13 protein-coding genes, 3 tRNA genes and 3 rRNA genes are annotated in these 21257 nt (G+C 47.1%); 14 read left to right on the top strand and 5 right to left on the bottom strand.

Annotated features, from left to right (window positions below; all coding sequences use genetic code 11):
- Positions 1-335: 335 nt before the first annotated feature.
- The 6 genes from J4N37_RS15675 to J4N37_RS15650 all read left to right on the top strand — a co-directional run bounded on the left by J4N37_RS15675 (position 336) and on the right by J4N37_RS15650 (position 5677).
- Positions 336-1888 (top strand): 16S ribosomal RNA (locus J4N37_RS15675).
- 68 nt (positions 1889-1956) lie between these two features.
- Positions 1957-2033, top strand: a tRNA-Ile gene (locus J4N37_RS15670).
- 39 nt (positions 2034-2072) lie between these two features.
- Positions 2073-2148, top strand: a tRNA-Ala gene (locus J4N37_RS15665).
- A gap of 260 nt (positions 2149-2408) precedes the next feature.
- Positions 2409-5298 (top strand): 23S ribosomal RNA (locus J4N37_RS15660).
- 87 nt (positions 5299-5385) lie between these two features.
- Positions 5386-5502 (top strand): 5S ribosomal RNA (rrf, locus tag J4N37_RS15655).
- The 16S, 23S and 5S rRNA genes sit together here with 3 tRNA genes alongside, the layout of an rRNA operon.
- A gap of 84 nt (positions 5503-5586) precedes the next feature.
- Positions 5587-5677: transfer RNA gene (locus J4N37_RS15650), tRNA-Ser, on the top strand.
- A gap of 846 nt (positions 5678-6523) precedes the next feature.
- Here the strand turns inward: J4N37_RS15650 and J4N37_RS15645 are convergent.
- The 4 genes from J4N37_RS15645 to hemC are packed head-to-tail and all read right to left on the bottom strand — an operon-like array spanning position 6524 to position 10603.
- Positions 6524-7705 (bottom strand): heme biosynthesis protein HemY, encoded by a 1182-nt coding sequence (locus J4N37_RS15645; protein WP_252041344.1) that lies wholly within the window; start codon positions 7703-7705, stop codon positions 6524-6526.
- On the bottom strand, positions 7705-8916 hold the full coding sequence (locus J4N37_RS15640; protein WP_010444547.1) for a uroporphyrinogen-III C-methyltransferase: 1212 nt from the start codon (positions 8914-8916) through the stop codon (positions 7705-7707). Before J4N37_RS15640 ends, J4N37_RS15645 begins: the two co-directional genes overlap by 1 nt.
- Before the next feature lie 17 nt (positions 8917-8933).
- Positions 8934-9662 carry a uroporphyrinogen-III synthase gene (locus J4N37_RS15635; protein WP_252041343.1) on the bottom strand — a complete coding sequence of 243 codons (729 nt, stop codon included), beginning with the start codon at positions 9660-9662 and terminating at the stop codon, positions 8934-8936.
- A 2-nt stretch (positions 9663-9664) separates the two neighbouring features.
- Complete coding sequence (hemC, locus tag J4N37_RS15630) at positions 9665-10603, bottom strand: hydroxymethylbilane synthase (protein ID WP_010444539.1); 939 nt, start codon at positions 10601-10603, stop codon at positions 9665-9667.
- A 347-nt stretch (positions 10604-10950) separates the two neighbouring features.
- Here hemC and J4N37_RS15625 point away from each other — a divergent pair, with 347 nt between their 5' ends.
- Positions 10951-13479, top strand: a complete 2529-nt coding sequence (locus J4N37_RS15625; RefSeq protein WP_252041342.1) for a class I adenylate cyclase — start codon at positions 10951-10953, stop codon at positions 13477-13479.
- Positions 13480-13538: 59 nt separating this feature from the next.
- Here J4N37_RS15625 and cyaY read toward each other — a convergent pair whose 3' ends face one another.
- Complete coding sequence (cyaY, locus tag J4N37_RS15620; RefSeq protein ID WP_010444537.1) at positions 13539-13853, bottom strand: iron donor protein CyaY; 315 nt, start codon at positions 13851-13853, stop codon at positions 13539-13541.
- 74 nt (positions 13854-13927) lie between these two features.
- Between cyaY and lptM the strand changes: the two genes are divergently transcribed.
- The 7 genes from lptM to J4N37_RS15585 all read left to right on the top strand — a co-directional run bounded on the left by lptM (position 13928) and on the right by J4N37_RS15585 (position 21189).
- Positions 13928-14044: an LPS translocon maturation chaperone LptM gene (lptM, locus tag J4N37_RS25260; RefSeq protein ID WP_010444536.1), complete on the top strand. Its 117-nt coding sequence runs from the start codon at positions 13928-13930 to the stop codon at positions 14042-14044.
- A 60-nt stretch (positions 14045-14104) separates the two neighbouring features.
- Positions 14105-15358 carry a diaminopimelate decarboxylase gene (lysA, locus tag J4N37_RS15610; RefSeq protein ID WP_252041341.1) on the top strand — a complete coding sequence of 418 codons (1254 nt, stop codon included), beginning with the start codon at positions 14105-14107 and terminating at the stop codon, positions 15356-15358.
- Between the two features lie 10 nt (positions 15359-15368).
- Entirely contained in the window at positions 15369-16199 is an 831-nt protein-coding gene (gene dapF / locus J4N37_RS15605) for a diaminopimelate epimerase (protein ID WP_010444534.1), read from the top strand.
- Positions 16200-16219: 20 nt separating this feature from the next.
- A complete protein-coding gene (locus J4N37_RS15600; RefSeq protein ID WP_252041340.1) occupies positions 16220-16924 on the top strand; it encodes a DUF484 family protein in 705 nt (234 codons plus the stop codon).
- Positions 16890-17831 (top strand): tyrosine recombinase XerC, encoded by a 942-nt coding sequence (gene xerC / locus J4N37_RS15595; RefSeq protein ID WP_252041339.1) that lies wholly within the window; start codon positions 16890-16892, stop codon positions 17829-17831. The genes J4N37_RS15600 and xerC overlap by 35 nt, the downstream gene beginning before the upstream one ends.
- Positions 17832-17845: 14 nt before the next feature.
- Positions 17846-18562 (top strand): 5-amino-6-(5-phospho-D-ribitylamino)uracil phosphatase YigB, encoded by a 717-nt coding sequence (gene yigB, locus J4N37_RS15590; RefSeq protein ID WP_252041338.1) that lies wholly within the window; start codon positions 17846-17848, stop codon positions 18560-18562.
- A gap of 140 nt (positions 18563-18702) precedes the next feature.
- Positions 18703-21189, top strand: coding sequence for a bifunctional diguanylate cyclase/phosphodiesterase (locus tag J4N37_RS15585; protein ID WP_252041337.1), 2487 nt, complete (start codon positions 18703-18705; stop codon positions 21187-21189).
- Positions 21190-21257 lie beyond the last annotated feature (68 nt).

The raw sequence follows: 21257 nt of genomic DNA, 5'->3' as shown, positions 1-21257 counted from the left end.
CAGACGCGATAAGGCTTCAGCAGGGTCGGAGAGGTGAAAAGCTTCTGAGAAAATAAATTGAAAAAAGTGTTTGACACTCTCAATTATCTCGTTAGAATGCACCTCCGCTTTGAGAGAAAAACTTCTCGATAAGCAAGCTCTTTAAAAATATAGACCTATCAATCTGTGTGGGCACTCGTTGATGATAATCCAATTAGATATTTCTTTCTTAACGGAAAGCGGTATCAAATTAGGTTTCAATGATACGAAGTGACCATTGAATCGAAAGATTCAGCACAGTCAATTCAAACATTACTTATGTAATGTTCAGTATTCATTGAGCCGAACAAAATCTTAAATTGAAGAGTTTGATCATGGCTCAGATTGAACGCTGGCGGCAGGCCTAACACATGCAAGTCGAGCGGAAACGAGTTATCTGAACCTTCGGGGAACGATAACGGCGTCGAGCGGCGGACGGGTGAGTAATGCCTAGGAAATTGCCCTGATGTGGGGGATAACCATTGGAAACGATGGCTAATACCGCATAATGCCTACGGGCCAAAGAGGGGGACCTTCGGGCCTCTCGCGTCAGGATATGCCTAGGTGGGATTAGCTAGTTGGTGAGGTAATGGCTCACCAAGGCGACGATCCCTAGCTGGTCTGAGAGGATGATCAGCCACACTGGAACTGAGACACGGTCCAGACTCCTACGGGAGGCAGCAGTGGGGAATATTGCACAATGGGCGCAAGCCTGATGCAGCCATGCCGCGTGTGTGAAGAAGGCCTTCGGGTTGTAAAGCACTTTCAGTCGTGAGGAAGGTAGTGTAGTTAATAGCTGCATTATTTGACGTTAGCGACAGAAGAAGCACCGGCTAACTCCGTGCCAGCAGCCGCGGTAATACGGAGGGTGCGAGCGTTAATCGGAATTACTGGGCGTAAAGCGCATGCAGGTGGTTTGTTAAGTCAGATGTGAAAGCCCGGGGCTCAACCTCGGAATTGCATTTGAAACTGGCAGACTAGAGTACTGTAGAGGGGGGTAGAATTTCAGGTGTAGCGGTGAAATGCGTAGAGATCTGAAGGAATACCGGTGGCGAAGGCGGCCCCCTGGACAGATACTGACACTCAGATGCGAAAGCGTGGGGAGCAAACAGGATTAGATACCCTGGTAGTCCACGCCGTAAACGATGTCTACTTGGAGGTTGTGGCCTTGAGCCGTGGCTTTCGGAGCTAACGCGTTAAGTAGACCGCCTGGGGAGTACGGTCGCAAGATTAAAACTCAAATGAATTGACGGGGGCCCGCACAAGCGGTGGAGCATGTGGTTTAATTCGATGCAACGCGAAGAACCTTACCTACTCTTGACATCCAGAGAACTTTCCAGAGATGGATTGGTGCCTTCGGGAACTCTGAGACAGGTGCTGCATGGCTGTCGTCAGCTCGTGTTGTGAAATGTTGGGTTAAGTCCCGCAACGAGCGCAACCCTTATCCTTGTTTGCCAGCGAGTAATGTCGGGAACTCCAGGGAGACTGCCGGTGATAAACCGGAGGAAGGTGGGGACGACGTCAAGTCATCATGGCCCTTACGAGTAGGGCTACACACGTGCTACAATGGCGCATACAGAGGGCAGCCAACTTGCGAGAGTGAGCGAATCCCAAAAAGTGCGTCGTAGTCCGGATCGGAGTCTGCAACTCGACTCCGTGAAGTCGGAATCGCTAGTAATCGTGGATCAGAATGCCACGGTGAATACGTTCCCGGGCCTTGTACACACCGCCCGTCACACCATGGGAGTGGGCTGCAAAAGAAGTAGGTAGTTTAACCTTCGGGAGGACGCTTACCACTTTGTGGTTCATGACTGGGGTGAAGTCGTAACAAGGTAGCGCTAGGGGAACCTGGCGCTGGATCACCTCCTTATACGATGATTACTCACGATGAGTGTCCACACAGATTGATACGGTTTATAAAGTAAAAGAGACGATACTGGGTCTGTAGCTCAGGTGGTTAGAGCGTTCGCCTGATAAGCGAGAGGTCGGTGGTTCGAGTCCACTCAGACCCACCAATTTCCTTTGAAGTTGGTATGCAGTATCGACACCTTGATGGGGCTATAGCTCAGCTGGGAGAGCGCCTGCCTTGCACGCAGGAGGTCTGCGGTTCGATCCCGCATAGCTCCACCATCTTTAAGCGCATTCAATGAGTGCTTTTAAAAATGGTTTCATTAAGAAATCTAGCTCTTTAACAATTTGGAAAGCTGACAAATCAACAAGTTATTGTTGATTGTAAAGTTCTCAATGTTTGTCTTTAAGACAAACACCAATACAACACATTCAAGTGTTCTTGGAATTTGAGTCCGGCAAAATCGAGTCTGCATCATGTATAAAAATTGCAGACAACTTTGGTGACTTGTTCATCAACTCGAAACTCCTTCGGGTTGTATGGTTAAGTGACTAAGCGTACACGGTGGATGCCTTGGCAGTCAGAGGCGATGAAGGACGTATTAACTTGCGATAAGCCCAGATTAGGTAGTAAAAACCATTTGAGTCTGGGATTTCCGAATGGGGAAACCCACTTACATAAGTAAGTATCGCTGCGTGAATACATAGCGCAGCGAGGCGAACCGGGGGAACTGAAACATCTAAGTACCCCGAGGAAAAGAAATCAACCGAGATTCCGAAAGTAGCGGCGAGCGAAATTGGACTAGCCCTTAAGCTTTATATGCGTTAGACGAACGGTCTGGAAAGTCCGGCGATACAGGGTGATAGCCCCGTAGTTGACAACGCACATTCAGTGAAATCGAGTAGGGCGGGACACGTGATATCCTGTCTGAATATGGGGGGACCATCCTCCAAGGCTAAATACTACTGACTGACCGATAGTGAACCAGTACCGTGAGGGAAAGGCGAAAAGAACCCCTGTGAGGGGAGTGAAATAGAACCTGAAACCGTGTACGTACAAGCAGTAGGAGCACCTTCGTGGTGTGACTGCGTACCTTTTGTATAATGGGTCAGCGACTTATATTCAGTGGCAAGGTTAACCATCTAGGGGAGCCGTAGGGAAACCGAGTCTTAACTGGGCGTTCAGTCTCTGGATATAGACCCGAAACCAGGTGATCTAGCCATGGGCAGGTTGAAGGTTGAGTAACATCAACTGGAGGACCGAACCGACTAATGTTGAAAAATTAGCGGATGACTTGTGGCTAGGGGTGAAAGGCCAATCAAACCTGGAGATAGCTGGTTCTCCCCGAAAGCTATTTAGGTAGCGCCTCGGACGAATACTACTGGGGGTAGAGCACTGTTAAGGCTAGGGGGTCATCCCGACTTACCAACCCTTTGCAAACTCCGAATACCAGTAAGTACTATCCGGGAGACACACGGCGGGTGCTAACGTCCGTCGTGGAGAGGGAAACAACCCAGACCGCCAGCTAAGGTCCCAAATTATAGCTAAGTGGGAAACGATGTGGGAAGGCTTAGACAGCTAGGATGTTGGCTTAGAAGCAGCCATCATTTAAAGAAAGCGTAATAGCTCACTAGTCGAGTCGGCCTGCGCGGAAGATGTAACGGGGCTAAGCTATAAACCGAAGCTGCGGCAATGAAGTTTACTTCATTGGGTAGGGGAGCGTTCTGTAAGCCGTTGAAGGTGTGTTGTAAAGCATGCTGGAGGTATCAGAAGTGCGAATGCTGACATGAGTAACGATAAAGGGGGTGAAAAACCTCCTCGCCGGAAGACCAAGGGTTCCTGTCCAACGTTAATCGGGGCAGGGTAAGTCGACCCCTAAGGCGAGGCCGAAAGGCGTAGTCGATGGGAAACGGGTTAATATTCCCGTACTTCTTACAATTGCGATGGGGGGACGGAGAAGGCTAGGTGGGCCTGGCGACGGTTGTCCAGGTTCAAGTGCGTAGGCTGAAGAGTTAGGTAAATCCGGCTCTTCTTAAGGCTGAGACACGACGTCGAGCTACTACGGTAGTGAAGTCATTGATGCCATGCTTCCAGGAAAAGCCTCTAAGCTTCAGATTGTAAGGAATCGTACCCCAAACCGACACAGGTGGTCGGGTAGAGAATACCAAGGCGCTTGAGAGAACTCGGGTGAAGGAACTAGGCAAAATGGTACCGTAACTTCGGGAGAAGGTACGCTCTCGACGGTGAAGTCCCTTGCGGATGGAGCTATTGAGAGTCGCAGATACCAGGTGGCTGCAACTGTTTATTAAAAACACAGCACTGTGCAAAATCGTAAGATGACGTATACGGTGTGACGCCTGCCCGGTGCCGGAAGGTTAATTGATGGGGTTAGACTTCGGTCGAAGCTCTTGATCGAAGCCCCGGTAAACGGCGGCCGTAACTATAACGGTCCTAAGGTAGCGAAATTCCTTGTCGGGTAAGTTCCGACCTGCACGAATGGCGTAATGATGGCCACGCTGTCTCCACCCGAGACTCAGTGAAATTGAAATCGCTGTGAAGATGCAGTGTACCCGCGGCTAGACGGAAAGACCCCGTGAACCTTTACTACAGCTTGGCACTGAACATTGACCCTACATGTGTAGGATAGGTGGGAGGCTTTGAAACCAGCACGCCAGTGTTGGTGGAGCCGTCCTTGAAATACCACCCTTGTAGTGTTGATGTTCTAACGTCGACCCCTTATCGGGGTTACGGACAGTGCCTGGTGGGTAGTTTGACTGGGGCGGTCTCCTCCCAAAGCGTAACGGAGGAGCACGAAGGTGGGCTAATCACGGTTGGACATCGTGAGGTTAGTGCAATGGCATAAGCCCGCTTGACTGCGAGAATGACAATTCGAGCAGGTGCGAAAGCAGGTCATAGTGATCCGGTGGTTCTGAATGGAAGGGCCATCGCTCAACGGATAAAAGGTACTCCGGGGATAACAGGCTGATACCGCCCAAGAGTTCATATCGACGGCGGTGTTTGGCACCTCGATGTCGGCTCATCACATCCTGGGGCTGAAGTCGGTCCCAAGGGTATGGCTGTTCGCCATTTAAAGTGGTACGCGAGCTGGGTTTAGAACGTCGTGAGACAGTTCGGTCCCTATCTGCCGTGGGCGTTGGAAGATTGAAGGGGGCTGCTCCTAGTACGAGAGGACCGGAGTGGACGAACCTCTGGTGTTCGGGTTGTGTCGCCAGACGCATTGCCCGGTAGCTAAGTTCGGAATCGATAACCGCTGAAAGCATCTAAGCGGGAAGCGAGCCCTGAGATGAGTCTTCCCTGATACTTTAAGTATCCTAAAGGGTTGTTCGAGACTAGAACGTTGATAGGCAGGGTGTGTAAGCGTTGTGAGGCGTTGAGCTAACCTGTACTAATTGCCCGTGAGGCTTAACCATACAACACCCAAGGGGTTTTGATGGACTCAATGTAAGAACATTGAATGTGTTAAGAACTGAAAACAGCTTTCCGAATTAAAGAATTTGCTTGGCGACCATAGCGATTTGGACCCACCTGACTTCCATTCCGAACTCAGAAGTGAAACGAATTAGCGCCGATGGTAGTGTGGGGCTTCCCCATGTGAGAGTAGGACATCGCCAGGCTTTAATATCGCTTTTAGACAAATCTAAAGGCAAAACTGAAATTTAGCATTATTTAAGTAAGACTAAATTTTAGTAACAATTTGTGGAGAGATGGCTGAGTGGTTGAAAGCACCGGTCTTGAAAACCGGCATACGTTAATAGCGTATCTAGGGTTCAAATCCCTATCTCTCCGCCACTATTAAGAAGCCTCGCTAGAAATAGCGAGGCTTTTTTCATTTCTACACGAGCTATGAAATGATAGGGATTTACTAAATCCCGATTCTCTGTCACTACATAGAAAGCCCGTTGACAATTCAACGGGCTTTCGTCGTTTCTGATACTTGCAAATCGGCGAAGTGATTTGAATCAACCTCCTAGCCGACGTTGCTCCAAACTAAGCACCTCTGATCTCCACCTAATAAGCAGTCCCTTGAGGCTTTCTGTTATCCTCACTTTATAGGGTTATAGGAACTCATAGCTTTGTCCTCCACTAAAAGTTATTAAGCCTGTCCCTTACCCTTCCTATCTCTATCGGCTCAGTGTTTCTGTTAACAGAAGAGCGTTTCTATTCACTGTTGCCTTAAATATGTATAAGCGACGTTACGTACCCTCTGATGCTTATTGCCGATTACCGTGACTCTTTAGTTAGCTTGTACAAAGAACGCTATTCAAGCGCTCTATAGAGCTATTCTTTGTCTAACTGAGTACATAATGTCAGGTCGCTGATGCATTCGGTTAATTCTCTCTACATCAATCCAATATAGCTATGTTGGATTGATGTAGAGTTGCCTTACTAGCTATTCAGATTCAATCGCTCTACTTTGTAGAAAGTGATTGAGGTTGTTTCTCGTAGCTCTTGATGAGATGAAGAGTTGTAGTTTGGAGTGAACTACAGAGGCGTTGGTGATTGTTTCTAATGAAGAATAGTCAGTAGAGGGAACACAACTTTTGGGTCGTTAGTTGAAGCGATAAAAGGGCATGAGGAATGGCAGGCAATAAAAAAGCCGACAGTAAACTGTCGGCTTTCTACTTTCTGAATCGCTTAGTTGTTTTGAACTAGCGTTAGTGCTTTACGAGAGACCTCGTGAGCCGCTTTAGTCAGGTTTTGCTTCTCTAGTGTGTCTGCGAGGAAAGCATAGTCAGAGACGTCTGAGTGGAGCTTAAGAGCAACCTCGAACTGTTGTTGTGCGTCTTGCCATTTTTCTTGTCGGAATAGGAAGTGTCCTAAAGCACTATGAGCAGCGGCATTATCCGATTCACGCTTTAATACACCTTCTAAGAATACAACTACAGGGTGGCTGTCTGACAAATTTAGCTCAGGCAGTAGTCGGTATAGTTCAGGTGTTGGGTGTTTCTTCAGTGCTTCTTTGATAACCGTGAAGGCTTCAGAATCTGCTTTACGTGAAATGAGTTCTCGTGCGAAGCAAGCAATGAGGTGAGTATCTTGTTTTACTTTGCGTGGCAGACCGTTCCAGTGTGAGATCAGTCCTTCGCTACCTTGTTGCTGGGCGACTTCGTGTAGTAAGCCACACTGTGCCTTCTGAATCAGTTCCGCTTGCTCTTCTTCTGTTACCAGCTTGGCTTTGGTTAGCTGAGGCATCAGATCGATCAGTGGTTGCCATAGCTTAAGCTGCATGTAAGTGGTTTTTAGCAGGTTAAGAACGATCGAGTTATTCGCGTACTGGCCTTTCAGTGCTTGTAGCGTATCGAATGCCGATTCGAATTCGTTATCGCGAATGAACTGTTTCGCTCGAGTCAGCTCTACTGCTAGGTGCGCATTCTCTTGCTGGCTTGCCAGTTCTAGGTACTGGTCACGCTTGGCTTTGTCACCTTGACCTTGTGCAGCCTCTGAAGCCACTAGGTAACATAGAAGAGGCATGTCGTGGTGATTTGCCCAGCGTGTCACTTTCTTCTCGGCACCTTTCCAGTCACCTTCAAGTAGCTTGATGATGCCTTCGTTGGTGTAGCGACGAGAGCGGCGCATTTTACGCACGCTGAAGTAGTTCCAGGTGCTTGAGCTTGCGTAAACCAGTTTCTTGACCACGTACTCTAGGAAGAACAGTGCTGCCAACGCTGCAATTACGAAGATCACTAGCGTGGTTACGCTCATCTCAATGGTTTTGTTCGCGATTGAAATCAGGACATAACCTTGCTGACCTGAGAACTGCGTGCCAACGAATAAGCCAGCACCAAGAACTACAAATAGGAAAATAAGACGAACCATTACTTATCCTCCGTACCTGTCATCGTGGTCACTTCACGGCGTAGGCGTTCACGAATCACATCTGAGAGTTGGTTTTGGCTTTCTAGCTTCGCAGGGTATTCGACTTGAATGTCTTGCTTGCTCAGTTGGCTCAGTGTCTTGTTGAATTCTTTAACCGAGTTGTCGTCTTGGTTGAAGAATGCCATTGCCCATTTATCCGCTGTTTCCAACGAGGTGGTGTAGATTTCACCTTGCTCTTGGTATACCGCTTTGATTGCTGTCTCTAGCTTCGCTTTGATGTTTTCTTTCAAGTAGAAGTGTTGCTGTGGGGACAATAGAGGAATCACGTTACCATCGCGAGTACGGAAGGTGATGAAGTTTTCTGAGAAATCTTTCAATGACGTCATCAGGTTATCTTGCCAGTTAGCAATGTCTTCTGAGACTTCTTGTTTCTCGACTGCTGCCGCCTCTGGTAGCAAAGCATTCGCTAGAGGTAGTTTATCTACTTGTTGCTGTAGCGCAGTGAGGCGTAATACCAAGCCATCACGGTCTACCAAAGGTACAACACGTAGCTTAGTAATGTCGTTTGCCATTGCTTTACGAAGCCCAACTAAACTTGGATCGTTTAGTGCGGCGATGCGTTGGTCTGCACTTTCCATCAATTGAGTCGCGCTTTCTACATCGTGCTCTAGGAACAACTTACGACCAGCGAGTTTTACTAGGTAGTCAGCTTCTGCTAGTAACCAGTCGTTTGGACGACGGCCTTTTACGTCAGCGACTGCTAGTTGCAGGCTTTCAATGCTCTTTTGCTGCTGACCGAGTACCACTTCTGCTTTGTGAGTGACTGTAGTCGCTTTTTCAATTGTCTCTTGTTTTACTTGGCTTAGCTCTTGTTTCATTGCTGATTGAGCTTGCTCTAGTTGGTTTTGAAGCTGAGCAATCTGAGTTTGGTATTCAGACTGCTGCTCGAGCATTTTGTAAGTCAGACCACCACCAAAAATAAGTGACAAGACGATTGCAACGGTACCCAGCTTGACGCCACGTTTACCTTGCTTCTCTTCAAATTCACCTTTGCTTGGCTCTGTTGGTTTGGTTGGTTCGGCAGGCTTTGATTCTGCTTTGCTCGATTCAGATTCCTTTTTAGGCGTGTCTTTTTCAGCTAGCGGTGCCGATGTGGTTTCTTCGGAAAGGTTTTTATCGTTATTCTTTTGATCGTTATTTTTACTTGTCATGCCTATATCCTGTGTAGCTAGGGCTGGAGAGCAGCCAGTAATTCTTGGTTGGATGCGCTTCCTGTGCATCTGACCTGAGTGAAGCCCCGTTGAATTGCGATGTCAGCGATTCGCTGACTGGGGATATACAACTCTTGTTGATTAAGCCAAGCCAATTGCTCTGGCGACAATTGGCGACACAAATAATCCAGTTGTTCACCACTGGTGATGATGATCTGGTTGATTTGCTGGGTTTTCCATTGTGAGACACAGCTTACTGGATCGAATGGGATAAATTCTCTCTTATAAGTCTCACAATAGTGAACTTTTGCTCCACGTCTCACCAATGCGTCTTTTATCAGCTCTCTTCCACCGTTACCGCGAAGAATAAGAACGGTTTGTTTATCTACATTGTCTAATTCGGGAAGCTGCAACAAGTGCTCACTATCACTGACTTGTGGATAGTGTACTTTTTGTTGGGTACATTTGCTCAAATAGTGTGCGGTTTTTTGACCAACGGCAAGGTATATAGCTTGCTTAGACCATGATTTAGCGTGGTTTCGCAAGATTTGCTCTGCGCATTGCACCGCATGTTGGCTTACCGCAATGATGATTTGAGCATTTTCAATGTATTTGGAGAGTTGTGTGTCGCTGAGATCGGCGACGATGTCGATCAGTGGATGATGAATTGCAGTTATGCCGTGCCTTTCGAGCAGAGAGCAAAGCGCCATGCCTTGCTCTCCCGGACGAGTGACCAACACTGTCATGATTATTCGTGGTCTGCGTACAGTTTGGTTAGGATGTCGCGCGCACCGTTTTCAAGTAGCTCGTTAGCAAGTTGAACGCCTAGTGCTTCGGCATCGTTGCGGTGACCACGAATTTCACCACGTACAATTAGGCTACCGTCTGGTTCACCAACCAGTGCGCGAAGCCAGATGTTGTCGCCATCAAGCAGTGAGTAGCTGCCGATTGGTACCTGACAACCGCCCTCAAGAGTGAGGTTCATTGCGCGCTCACAGCGCACGCGATCTGCCGTATCTTGGTGATTTAGTGGCTCAAGCAGTTTTAGTAGGCGTTCGTCATCCACACGGCACTCAATGCCTACCGCGCCTTGGCCTACTGCTGGCAGTGATTGTTCTGGTTCGATAAAGCTGCGAATGCGCTCTTCTAGCTCAAGGCGCTTCAGACCTGCTGCTGCAAGAATGATCGCGTCGTATTCACCTGCATCTAGCTTACCTAGACGCGTACCAACATTACCGCGTAGCTCTTTGATGATCAGGTCTGGGCGGTATTCTTTCAACTGACACTGACGACGTAAGCTACAAGTACCAACAACCGCGCCTTGCGGTAGCTCATCAATGTTGTTGTAAGTGTTTGATACGAATGCATCACGTGGGTCTTCACGTTCACAAATCGTCACCAAGCCAAGACCTTCAGGGAAGTCTACTGGTACATCTTTCATTGAGTGCACCGCAAGGTCTGCGCGACCTTCAAGCATTGCCACTTCCAGCTCTTTAACGAACAAGCCTTTACCACCGACTTTTGCTAGCGGCGTATCCAAAATGATGTCGCCTTTGGTCACCATAGTAACCAGCTCCACTTCAAGGCCAGGATGAGCGGCTTGAAGGGCATCTTTTACATAGTAGGCTTGCCATAGGGCAAGTGGGCTTTTTCGTGTTGCAATGCGAATTGGCGTAGATTGTGTCATGGTCTTCTCAATGCTGTTTTAGTTTTGCTTAATCCTACCACTCAACGCGTGAAAGTCTTAATGTTAGTTAGGCTTCTCTAGGGGTCATAAATGGAATTACACAACGTTATGAAAATAGTGTGACTAGATTCTCATTTAGACTAAGGACTATTATTAGTTATAGGCGAATACAAGCGACACTACGGCGCTATCAATTTTTGCGACTAGTGTGGGGTTTTTAGACCACAACTATTTGCGGGTGGAAATCTTTACCAACCCTGATGAAAGTGTTAAATTGATCACGTTTTTAAGCCATTTTGGTTTAAAACATCAGCAAATTTCGTGATTGTTCAACCAAGGAACTTCCCTTGCAGGCTTACACCCAAAAACTTATTCAGCGATTAGATAATCTAAACCAGCAGCGTATTGATCGCGCGCTGGCGCTTATGGATTCGCAAAGCCAGCAAGTATTCCACTTGATTCCTGCCTTGTTGAACTACAACCACCCTGTGATTCCGGGCTATTATGATGCCGATGTACCTTATGGTGTATTTGGCTTTGAGTTGAATCAACTCCAGCAACAATTCCTTGAAGACACTCAATTAACGATTGGTCAGCCGCTCGAAACTGCTGAGCAATCTGCCATCCTTGGCTTATACACCATGGGCAGTACCTCTTCTATTGGTCAAAGTACCTCAAGTGATTTGGATATCTGGGTGTGTATCTCGCCGGAGATGGATAACGACCAGCGTGAGCTGCTTACCAACAAATGTTTGCTGATCACTGATTGGGCGCAAAGCCAAGGTGTGGAGGCGAACTTCTTCTTGATGGATGAAGAGCGTTTCCGTAGTAATCATTCAGAAGAGATGACCGGTGATAACTGTGGTTCTTCTCAGCATTTATTATTGTTGGATGAGTTCTACCGTTCTGCGGTACGTCTAGCTGGACAGCGTTTGTTGTGGCAAATCGTGCCACCAGAAATGGAAGAGTGTTACGACGAGTACGTTGCACAGCTTTGTAAAGATGGCTATATCAACTGTGATGAGTGGATCAACTTTGGTCAGCTTAACCGCATTCCTGCTGAAGAGTACTTCGGCTCGAACTTATGGCAGCTGTATAAGAGTATCGATTCCCCTTACAAATCCGTGTTGAAAGCGATCTTGCTTGAAGCTTACTCGTGGGAATACCCGCACACACAACTTCTTAGTATCGACACCAAGCGTCGCTTCTTTGCCCACGAGCCTGACTTGTACGGCATGGATGCGTACTACTTGATGCTAGAGAAAGTAACGCGTTACCTAGAGCGAATCCAAGATGACACACGTTTGGATTTAGTTCGCCGCTGTTTCTATCTTAAAACCCATGAAAAACTGTCTCGCGAACCAGATGTCGGCTCTGTGGCTTGGCGTCGTGAAGCTTTGAGCGACATGACTGCGAAATGGGATTGGGATGCATCGGTATTGGCGGAGCTCGACGATCGCCGTAACTGGAAAGTAGAGCAAGTGAAAGTAGTGCACCATGCACTGCTGGATGCTTTGATGCAAAGCTACCGTAACTTGATCCAGTTTGCGCGCCGTAACGACATTACTTCGGCGATCAGCCCGCAAGATATCAGTATCCTCGCACGTAAATTGTACGCGGCATTCGAAGTGTTGCCGGGTAAAGTTACCTTGCTTAACCCGCAGATCTCACCAGATTTGCACGAACCCGACTTGAGCTTTATTGAAGTAAAAGAAGGCAGCGTAAACAAATCCGGTTGGTACTTGTACAAGCAACCATTGATTGCGCACCGCATTCTTGGTCAACCTTGTCTTGAGCATCACGAATACTTGAGCAAGCTGGTTTCTTGGGCGTTCTTCAACGGTTTGATTACTGAATCGACACGTTTACACGCGGTGGTGCGTGAAGCTCAGTTAGACATTGATAAGTTCTACCAAATGGTGAGTGACTTGCGTAACACCTTCTCGTTGCGTAAGCGTCGTCCAACCATGCAAGCATTAGCGAGCCCGTGTGAGATCAGCCAAATGGCAATGTTCATCAACTTCGAAAATGACCCGACGGCAGCATTGTCCGGTCGTTCACTGAAAGTTGATGTGAAGAATACAGACATCTTTAGCTTTGGTCCTGAGCAAGTCAACTTAGTTGGCAGTGTTGATTTGGTTTACCGTAATTCATGGCATGAAGTACGTACACTGCATTTCAAAGGCGAAACCGCAATGCTGGATGCGCTGAAGACCATTCTGGGCAAAATGCACCAAGATGCGATCCCGCCAGAGTCGGTTGATGTGTTCTGTTACGCGAAGAACATGCGTGGTGTGATGCGCAATATGGTTTACCAATTATTAGCTGAGTGCATTGACTTACGTTTGAAGCCGGTTGAACAAGAGAAGCGTCGTCGCTTTAAAGCGATGCGCCTTGGAAATCAAACTTATGGTTTGTTCTTCGAACGTCGTGGCGTATCGGTACAGAAGTTAGAAAACTCAGTCGATTTCTACCGCAGTATTTCAACCAACAAGTTGAAAGGCTCACCGCTGTTGATGCTGGATCGTGAGCAAGAGTACCAATTGCCAGAAGTGGTAGATGGCTTTGCCAGTGAAGGTTTGGTGCAGTTCTTCTTTGAAGACACCGACGATGGCTTCAATATCTATGTATTGGATGAGTCAAACCAAGTTGAGGTTTACCATCAATTTAGCGGTTCGAAAGATGAAATGATTGCGTCGGTGAACAGCTTCTATACCTCGGTAAAAGATGACAGTCGTGTCTCGTCGAAGTTTATTAACTTTAACTTGCCACAGTACTACCAAATCATTCATCCGGAAGAAGGGAATACCTACATTATCCCTTATCGCAATGATGGTTGTACACCAACTCGCCCAACCAAAGCGGTGAACGTGTAAAAATGAAAAAGAGCACAGGGTGCTCTTTTTTATTTCTGGCTTACTAGAATACTATTGGCTTATACCCAATCTATCGCTTCACCAGCGTGCTTTTCACACTCTTCTTTTACCATTGCAAATAGTTCCATGCCCGTCTTAGAGCAGGTCCATTTGTTATCGATAAGCTTGAAGTGGAAGCCACCCGACTTCGATGCTAACCAAATCTCATGCATTGGCTCTTGGCGGTTAATGATGATTTGGCTACGGTCTTCAAACTCCAATGTCATTACATTACCAGACACTTCGTAATCAATGTCTGCGCCTGATTCATCGATGGATTCTTCGATGATTTGCATCTGCGCATCCACCAGTTGATGAAATTCAGTATCGTTCATCCGTCTATCCTATTGCTTTTCCTGAGTGTGGTGCGATTATAGGGGGCATTGAATCAATAATCACGATATGCGAAATGAAAAAACTACTTACTGTGTTGTTTGTGATGATGGCTGCGACCTTAGCCGGTTGTGGGCAGTCGGGAGACCTTTACATTCCAGATGATGCTCAGAAGAATGAGCAATCACAATAACGAATTTATAGCATCATACATTTAGGGTTTAGCAGTCGAATTAATTAAGGGAAGCGAATTTTGGATTACTTCAACTATCAGGATGATGGCCAGCTTTGGGCCGAAGACGTCTCACTCCAAGCACTTGCCGAGCAACATGGCACTCCTCTTTATGTTTACTCACGTGCGACGCTGGAGCGTCACTGGAATGCGTTTGATAGCGCTGTGGGTCAGCATCCTCATCTTGTTTGTTACGCAGTAAAAGCAAACTCTAACCTTGGCGTATTGAATGCATTGGCTCGTTTGGGTTCAGGCTTTGATATTGTATCGGGTGGTGAGCTTGAGCGTGTTATCGCGGCAGGCGGTGATGCGAAGAAGGTGGTGTTCTCGGGTGTTGGTAAAACGCCAGCAGAGATGAAACGCGCACTGGAGCTGGGCATTAAATGCTTCAACGTGGAATCAGAACCTGAGCTTGAGCGCTTGAACAAAGTTGCGGGTGAGCTAGGTGTGGTTGCACCGATTTCTCTACGAATTAACCCTGACGTAGACGCAAAAACGCACCCTTACATTTCGACTGGTCTGCGTGATAACAAATTTGGTATCGCTTTTGATCGTGCTCCGGCGGTTTATCAATTCGCCCAGAGCTTACCAAACCTAAATGTACAAGGTATTGACTGTCATATTGGTTCTCAACTGACTGAGATTGAACCTTTTATTGATGCAACAGACCGTCTATTAGCACTGATTGATGACTTGAAAACACAAGGTATCAACATTCGTCACCTAGATGTAGGTGGTGGTCTAGGCGTGGTATATCGTGATGAATTGCCGCCACAGCCTTCAGACTACGCAAAAGCACTACTAGGTCGTCTTGAGAATCATCAAGATCTTGAACTGATTTTTGAACCTGGTCGTGCGATTGCTGCCAACGCAGGGGTCTTGCTCACACGTGTGGAGTTTCTCAAACACACAGAGCACAAGAACTTTGCGATTATCGATGCAGCAATGAACGACTTGATGCGTCCGGCACTATACCAAGCGTGGCAAGATATTGTCCCAGTCGCACCACGTGAAGGTGAAGCTCAGACTTACGACTTAGTAGGCCCGATCTGTGAAACGGGTGACTTCTTGGGCAAAGATCGAGCACTAATACTGCAAGAAGGTGATCTACTCGCGGTTCGCTCTGCAGGCGCCTATGGCTTTGTGATGTCTTCGAACTACAATACTCGTACCCGAGCAGCGGAAGTAATGGTGGATGGTAAACAAAGCCACCTTGTTCGCCAGCGTGAGGAGCTGACCAGTTTGTGGCAGCTGGAACAGATTCTACCGGAGTAACACACAACAAATGCATTTCCACTTTTCCAAAATGCACGGTTTGGGCAACGACTTTATGGTCGTCGACTGCATTACCCAGAACGTGTTTTTCTCGCAAGATTTGATTCGTCGTTTGGCGGATCGACACACGGGGGTTGGTTTCGATCAACTGCTCGTGGTTGAAGCGCCATATGACCCAGAAACTGACTTCCACTACCGTATTTTTAATGCGGATGGCAGCGAAGTTGAGCAGTGTGGTAATGGCGCTCGCTGTTTCGCGCGTTTTGTGCGTTTGAAAGGACTAACTAATAAGTACAGCGTCAGTGTTAGCACCAAGAAAGGTAAGATGATTCTTGATGTCGAAGATGATGGTGATGTGACGGTTAACATGGGTGTGCCCGAGTTTGAACCGAATAAGATTCCTTTCAAAGCTAAACAGAAAGAGAAAACCTACATCATGCGTGCTGGTGATAAGACCCTGTTCTGCGGTGCAGTGAGCATGGGTAACCCTCATGTAGTTACCGTGGTAGATGATGTTGATACGGCTGATGTGGAAGTTCTTGGTCCATTGCTTGAATCGCATGAACGCTTCCCTGAGCGAGTGAACGCAGGCTTTATGCAGGTCGTAGATCGCAATCACATCCGTTTACGTGTGTTTGAACGTGGTGCCGGTGAAACACAAGCTTGTGGCAGCGGTGCATGTGGCGCAGTTGCGGTAGGCATTCTGCAAGGTCTACTGGACGAGAATGTGAAAGTCTCTCTTCCGGGTGGTGACCTACGTATTTCTTGGCAAGGTCCGGGTAAACCGCTGTTTATGACAGGGCCAGCAACTCACGTATTTGATGGTCAGTTGTCGTGCTAGTTGAAGAACAAGAAAACCAAATGTCAGAAGTAGAAGCGGATGCGTTGACAGCTGAAGTCGTCGCTCAGTATCTGAAAGACCATCCCGACTTTTTCGCTCAGCGTCCCGAACTGATCGACCGTTTATCAATGCCGCATGCAGATCTCGGCACGGTCTCCTTGGTTCACATTCAAATGAATCGCCAGCGCCAACGTATTGAAGAGCTGGAAGAAGAGATCACGACACTGATGTCATTGGCGGCGAATAATGATCGTACTTTCTACGAGTTCATGGACCTGCAAGGACAAATCCTAAAGTGTGGTGACTTTAAGCAAGTAGTCAAAGCTATCGAACTGAAAGCCAAAGAACTTGGTTTGAGAGCTTATGTTCGTTTGTTGAGTCAGTGCGATGCATCGACTCAACTTAGCAAGGAAAATTACCAACGCTTTGCAACCAACCACCTAAATGGCAAAGAGGCATACTTGGGTCGCTTGCGTAAGGTGGATCGTGAAGCTTTGTTTGGGAATATGGATGTTCCAGAAATGGGTTCCTATGTGGTGTTACCGCTTGTGAAAAAGCAGACGCTTGGCGTTTTAGCATTTTCTAGCGAGGAGGGCGGTCACTTCCAACCAGATATGGACACTCTGTTTTTGCGTCATCTATCCTTAGTAGTGGCACATCTCGCTCAAACATTGGTATGGCAAAGTCACCATGACGATAACTCCCAACACTCCTCTGCCAACTAGCCTAATAAAGCCTCTTGAACGCTTCTATGAGTTCCTAAGAAGCGAAAAGGGGCTTAGCTTACACACCCAACGAAACTACAAGCAGCAATTGGAAACCATGGCTCACCACTTGGCTGAGATGGGTTTGAAAGATTGGTCGCAAGTCGATGCGGGTTGGGTGCGTCAATTGGCAGGTAAAGGCATGCGTGAAGGCATGAAAGCTAGCAGCTTAGCGACGCGCCTATCTTCTCTACGCAGCTTTTTTGATTTCCTGATCCTACGTGGAGAAATGTCAGCTAACCCTGCCAAAGGGGTATCGGCGCCGCGTAAGAAACGCCCACTGCCGAAAAACCTCGATGTAGATGAAGTTAATCAACTGCTTGAAGTTAGCGAAGATGATCCGTTAGCGGTGCGTGATCGCGCGATGATGGAGCTGATGTACGGTGCTGGTTTGCGTTTGGCTGAACTGGTCAGTATTGATGTTCGTGATGTTCACCTAAGAAGCGGTGAACTGCGAGTCATAGGTAAAGGTGATAAAGAGCGTAAAGTACCGTTCTCTGGTATGGCAACCGAATGGGTTGGGAAGTGGTTGCGTGTTCGTGGTGATTTAGCCGCATCGGGAGAGCCTGCATTATTTGTTTCCAAGCTAGGTACGCGTATCTCACACCGTAGCGTGCAAAAGCGCATGGCAGAATGGGGCCAAAAGCAGTCCGTCGCGAGCCACATCAGTCCGCACAAATTGCGTCACTCATTTGCGACCCATATGTTGGAATCGAGCAATAACTTGCGTGCGGTACAAGAACTGTTGGGGCACGAAAACATTTCAACGACCCAAATCTACACCCACTTGGATTTCCAACATTTAGCGCAGGCCTACGATCAAGCTCACCCCAGAGCACGTAAGAGAAGCGACGACAAGTCCGACTAACCCCAAGGAAAACCATGAAATTCTACCGCCGTATTGCGCCTGTAAAGGCGATGACGTTTGACCTTGATGACACCCTCTATGACAACTATCCAGTGATAGTTCGCATGGAACGTGAGTTGCTCTCTTGGCTTAAACATCATCATCCGGCGGTTGCTCATATGGACAAAACCGATTGGTTGTCACTCAAGCAACGTGTCGCTGCGCAACAGCCTGAGCTGAAGAGTGACGTCACTTTGTGGCGTTTAATGCAACTTAAGCAAGCCTTCTCCCAAGTTGGTTATGATGACGTAGCCGCACACGCCGCCGCACAAGCAGCAGTCGATGTCGCTTTGGATTGGCGCAACCGTTTTGAGGTTCCACAGCAAAGCCTCGATGTGCTTGCCGAATTAGCGCAAGCCATCCCGCTGGTGGCCATCACCAATGGTAATGTGGATTTGGACAGAATTGGACTAACACCATATTTTCAGCAAGTACTGAAAGCAGGGCCGGATGGCAGTGCGAAACCCGCACCCGATATGTTCACTAAAGCGCAGCAGTTTTTGGCGCTACCAAGAGAGTGTATTCTTCATGTCGGCGACCATTTGGTGACGGATGTTCAAGGTGCGAAACTGTCGGGCTTTGCCGCATGTTGGTTCAATAATATGAATAAAAATGTCATTAAACAGCCTCAAAGTCGTGCGTTGCCCGATGTCGAAATCAGTTGCTTACAACACTTGCTCACACTTTTGTAACGACAATCGCATTAATGTATTGAGTCTTTAACATTAGTCTGGTCAAGCCCTATAAACCCACGTAAATTACTAAGCTAACAGTAAAAATGTCCTTGCACTAATACTAAAGGACGATAAGCGATAGGGTATCATTTCAATACATGCGAACTTATTCTCAGTTGATTCATGACCAGAATCAGCTCAATGATTTTTTAGGCACAATTTCGTGGCAAACAAGCAAGCAGTACTTGGTGCAGCTACTCTCTACGCAATCGCGAGAAGAAGCGACCAGTTTTGCTCAATGTTTGTTGGAAGTTGTACCTCATGCGCATGTTATTGGTCACAGTGCCCGAACATTGATTTATTCAGGCGATATATTTACCGATGGTAGTTTGCTGATTGTGAGCGAGTTGGTAGACACAACTCTTACCTCTGCTGTTCAAACCTACTCTTTCTCTCCTGATATCGATGGCTACGATTTAAAGCAATCACTTGCTTTGCGTGATAACTCGAAAGCCATTATCAGCTTTTCTGTTCAAGTGGAACGTCGTGATTATCCTATTTATCGAGGCTTTTGTTCTGATGGGCCTCCAGTATCAGGAGGGTTAGCACAAGCCAATGAAGGTGGTTGCTGGGTTCTATTTCAAACTCAGTGTTATGAACACGCCGCTGTCGCGGTTGCTATGCATAGCAATACACTAAAAACGTGGACTAATGCCTATTCGGAGTGGAACCCCGTCGGCATGCCTCACCAGGTGACGGAAGCAAAAGGGAACCGGCTGTTTAAACTGGGAAACAAAACGGCTTACGATGTGTATAAGCGATACCTTTCGGATGGGCGTGAATTGACGTTTGGTCAATTAATTAATTTCCCTTTGTATCGAGAGTCTGTGGGTAAGAAAGAGGTTTGTGCAGTCGTAGAAATTCATTCTGATGGCAGTATGACGTTTGATAAGTCTTGGTGTGTTGGGGATGAAGTTCAGTTTTGTTACAACCACCCATCATTGACTCTTGAGCAGGTAAAGCATGGTGTCCTTGAGCTGATGATGCATCAGCCAGAGTCGGTGATGATTTACAATTGTGCGTCACGACTAGACTTTATTGATGGAAGCTCGGAGGTCAAAGCTTTCGCCGATATTGCCCCAACGCTAGGCAGTTATTGTATGGGTGAGCTGCATCGAAATAATGGCCAACAAGAAATATTGCACCATAGTTTGACCTACCTAGCACTGCGAGAAGGAGATGAGGTCGCCTCATTGAGTGTGCTTGGTGATGAAGTGAGTAGTTCCATCTCTCCTTTGTTTAGTTTAATTAGAAATGCGATTAGCGATCTCAATGAAATGAATACTCATATGGAGTATCAACTTGAGAGGCAGGCTAGGAAGTTACACGAGAGTTTTAGGCATGATACTCGAACAGGCTTAAAAAACCGTGTTGCTTTGCAAGAAGCGTTGAATGACTTGGATGACGAAGAGCACCTTTTGACGTTAAAGCTGCTCAATTTTAGCCACATCAACGAAAAGTATGGTTATCGAGTGGGTGACCAACTACTTAATGACTTATCTCTTCATTTTAGTAACCGCCTACGTAAACGCTTGGGTAAACCCGCTGCCTTGCAGCTGTACAGCATAGGCGTGGGTGAGTGGGCATTTGTGTTTAAAGCTGATGCTAGCAGTGAGGTTATTAAGCAGCATTTCACTCGCTTTGCTGATGCGATTGAACAGACAAACTTTGAGCCGCGTGGTTTGTTTAATATTGATTATCTCACCGTCTCACTATGTGGCGGTTTGGTCAGCCGAAGAGATTTCCCTAATGCCACGCCAGATGAGCTGCTATTGAAAGCGATAGAAGCCCGCCGAGCTGGGGTAAGAAATAATACGCACATATGTAATGCCAAGGATGTAGAGGTAAATGAAGATGTGCGAAAAGAGCAGCTTGGTTGGCTGAGCTGTGTGAGTCGAGCCATACTGCAACAGAATATTGTCACTTACAGTCAGCCCATTGTTCATGCCTATAGTCATCGCCCTGCAAGCCAAGAGTGTCTAGTCAGAATTGTTGAGGAAGATGGTTCTATTATTCCTCCGGGACGATTCCTCCCGATCATTACCGATACTCACCTTTACACCCGATTGAGTCGTCATATGATCAGGAATACGTTGGGTTATATGCAGGACAAAGAGGGTGACTTCTCCATTAACTTATCGCCTCAAGACTTTTTCAGTGACAAAACGTTAGCAGTACTTGAGCGTTCGATATTAAAGCTCAACGACCCTCGGCGTTTAGGTTTAGAGGTATTGGAGTCAGAACAGATCAAAGATTATGGGCGAATGATTGAAGTATGTAGCCACTTTAGAAAGCTTGGAGCGCGCATTATTGTTGATGACTTTGGTTCAGGGTATTCCAATATTGATGAAATTCTTAAGCTGGAACCGGAAGTGATTAAGATTGATGGGAGCTTAATCAAGAATATTGATAAGGATCCGAAACAGCGCAAGATTGCCTCGCAGTTAGTGCGTCTGTGTCAGGTGTTTAATGCTCAAACCGTAGCGGAGTTCGTGCACAACGAGGAAGTTTGTAATATTGCTCAGGATATGGGAGTGGACTATCTGCAAGGCTATTACTTGGGAGAACCAACGCGTTTGTTCTGAGGCTAACACCTTGTTTCACGTGAAACAGCATCGAATAAAAAACGCAGCATTAAAGCTGCGTTTTTTGA

This window comes from Vibrio sp. SCSIO 43153 (assembly GCF_023716625.1).
GTDB classification, from domain to species: Bacteria; Pseudomonadota; Gammaproteobacteria; order Enterobacterales; family Vibrionaceae; genus Vibrio; species Vibrio rotiferianus.
This window is presented reverse-complemented; position numbering and strand designations above follow the sequence as displayed.

Coding starts and splice junctions, on each gene's coding strand:
- J4N37_RS15645 (WP_252041344.1), bottom strand. CDS start 7,705: ATGGTTCGTCTTATTTTCCTATTTGTAGTTCTTGGTGCTGGCTTATTC.
- J4N37_RS15640 (WP_010444547.1), bottom strand. CDS start 8,916: ATGACAAGTAAAAATAACGATCAAAAGAATAACGATAAAAACCTTTCC.
- J4N37_RS15635 (WP_252041343.1), bottom strand. CDS start 9,662: ATGACAGTGTTGGTCACTCGTCCGGGAGAGCAAGGCATGGCGCTTTGC.
- hemC (WP_010444539.1), bottom strand. CDS start 10,603: ATGACACAATCTACGCCAATTCGCATTGCAACACGAAAAAGCCCACTT.
- cyaY (WP_010444537.1), bottom strand. CDS start 13,853: ATGAACGATACTGAATTTCATCAACTGGTGGATGCGCAGATGCAAATC.
- lptM (WP_010444536.1), top strand. CDS start 13,928: ATGAAAAAACTACTTACTGTGTTGTTTGTGATGATGGCTGCGACCTTA.
- dapF (WP_010444534.1), top strand. CDS start 15,369: ATGCATTTCCACTTTTCCAAAATGCACGGTTTGGGCAACGACTTTATG.
- J4N37_RS15600 (WP_252041340.1), top strand. CDS start 16,220: ATGTCAGAAGTAGAAGCGGATGCGTTGACAGCTGAAGTCGTCGCTCAG.
- xerC (WP_252041339.1), top strand. CDS start 16,890: ATGACGATAACTCCCAACACTCCTCTGCCAACTAGCCTAATAAAGCCT.
- yigB (WP_252041338.1), top strand. CDS start 17,846: ATGAAATTCTACCGCCGTATTGCGCCTGTAAAGGCGATGACGTTTGAC.
- J4N37_RS15585 (WP_252041337.1), top strand. CDS start 18,703: ATGCGAACTTATTCTCAGTTGATTCATGACCAGAATCAGCTCAATGAT.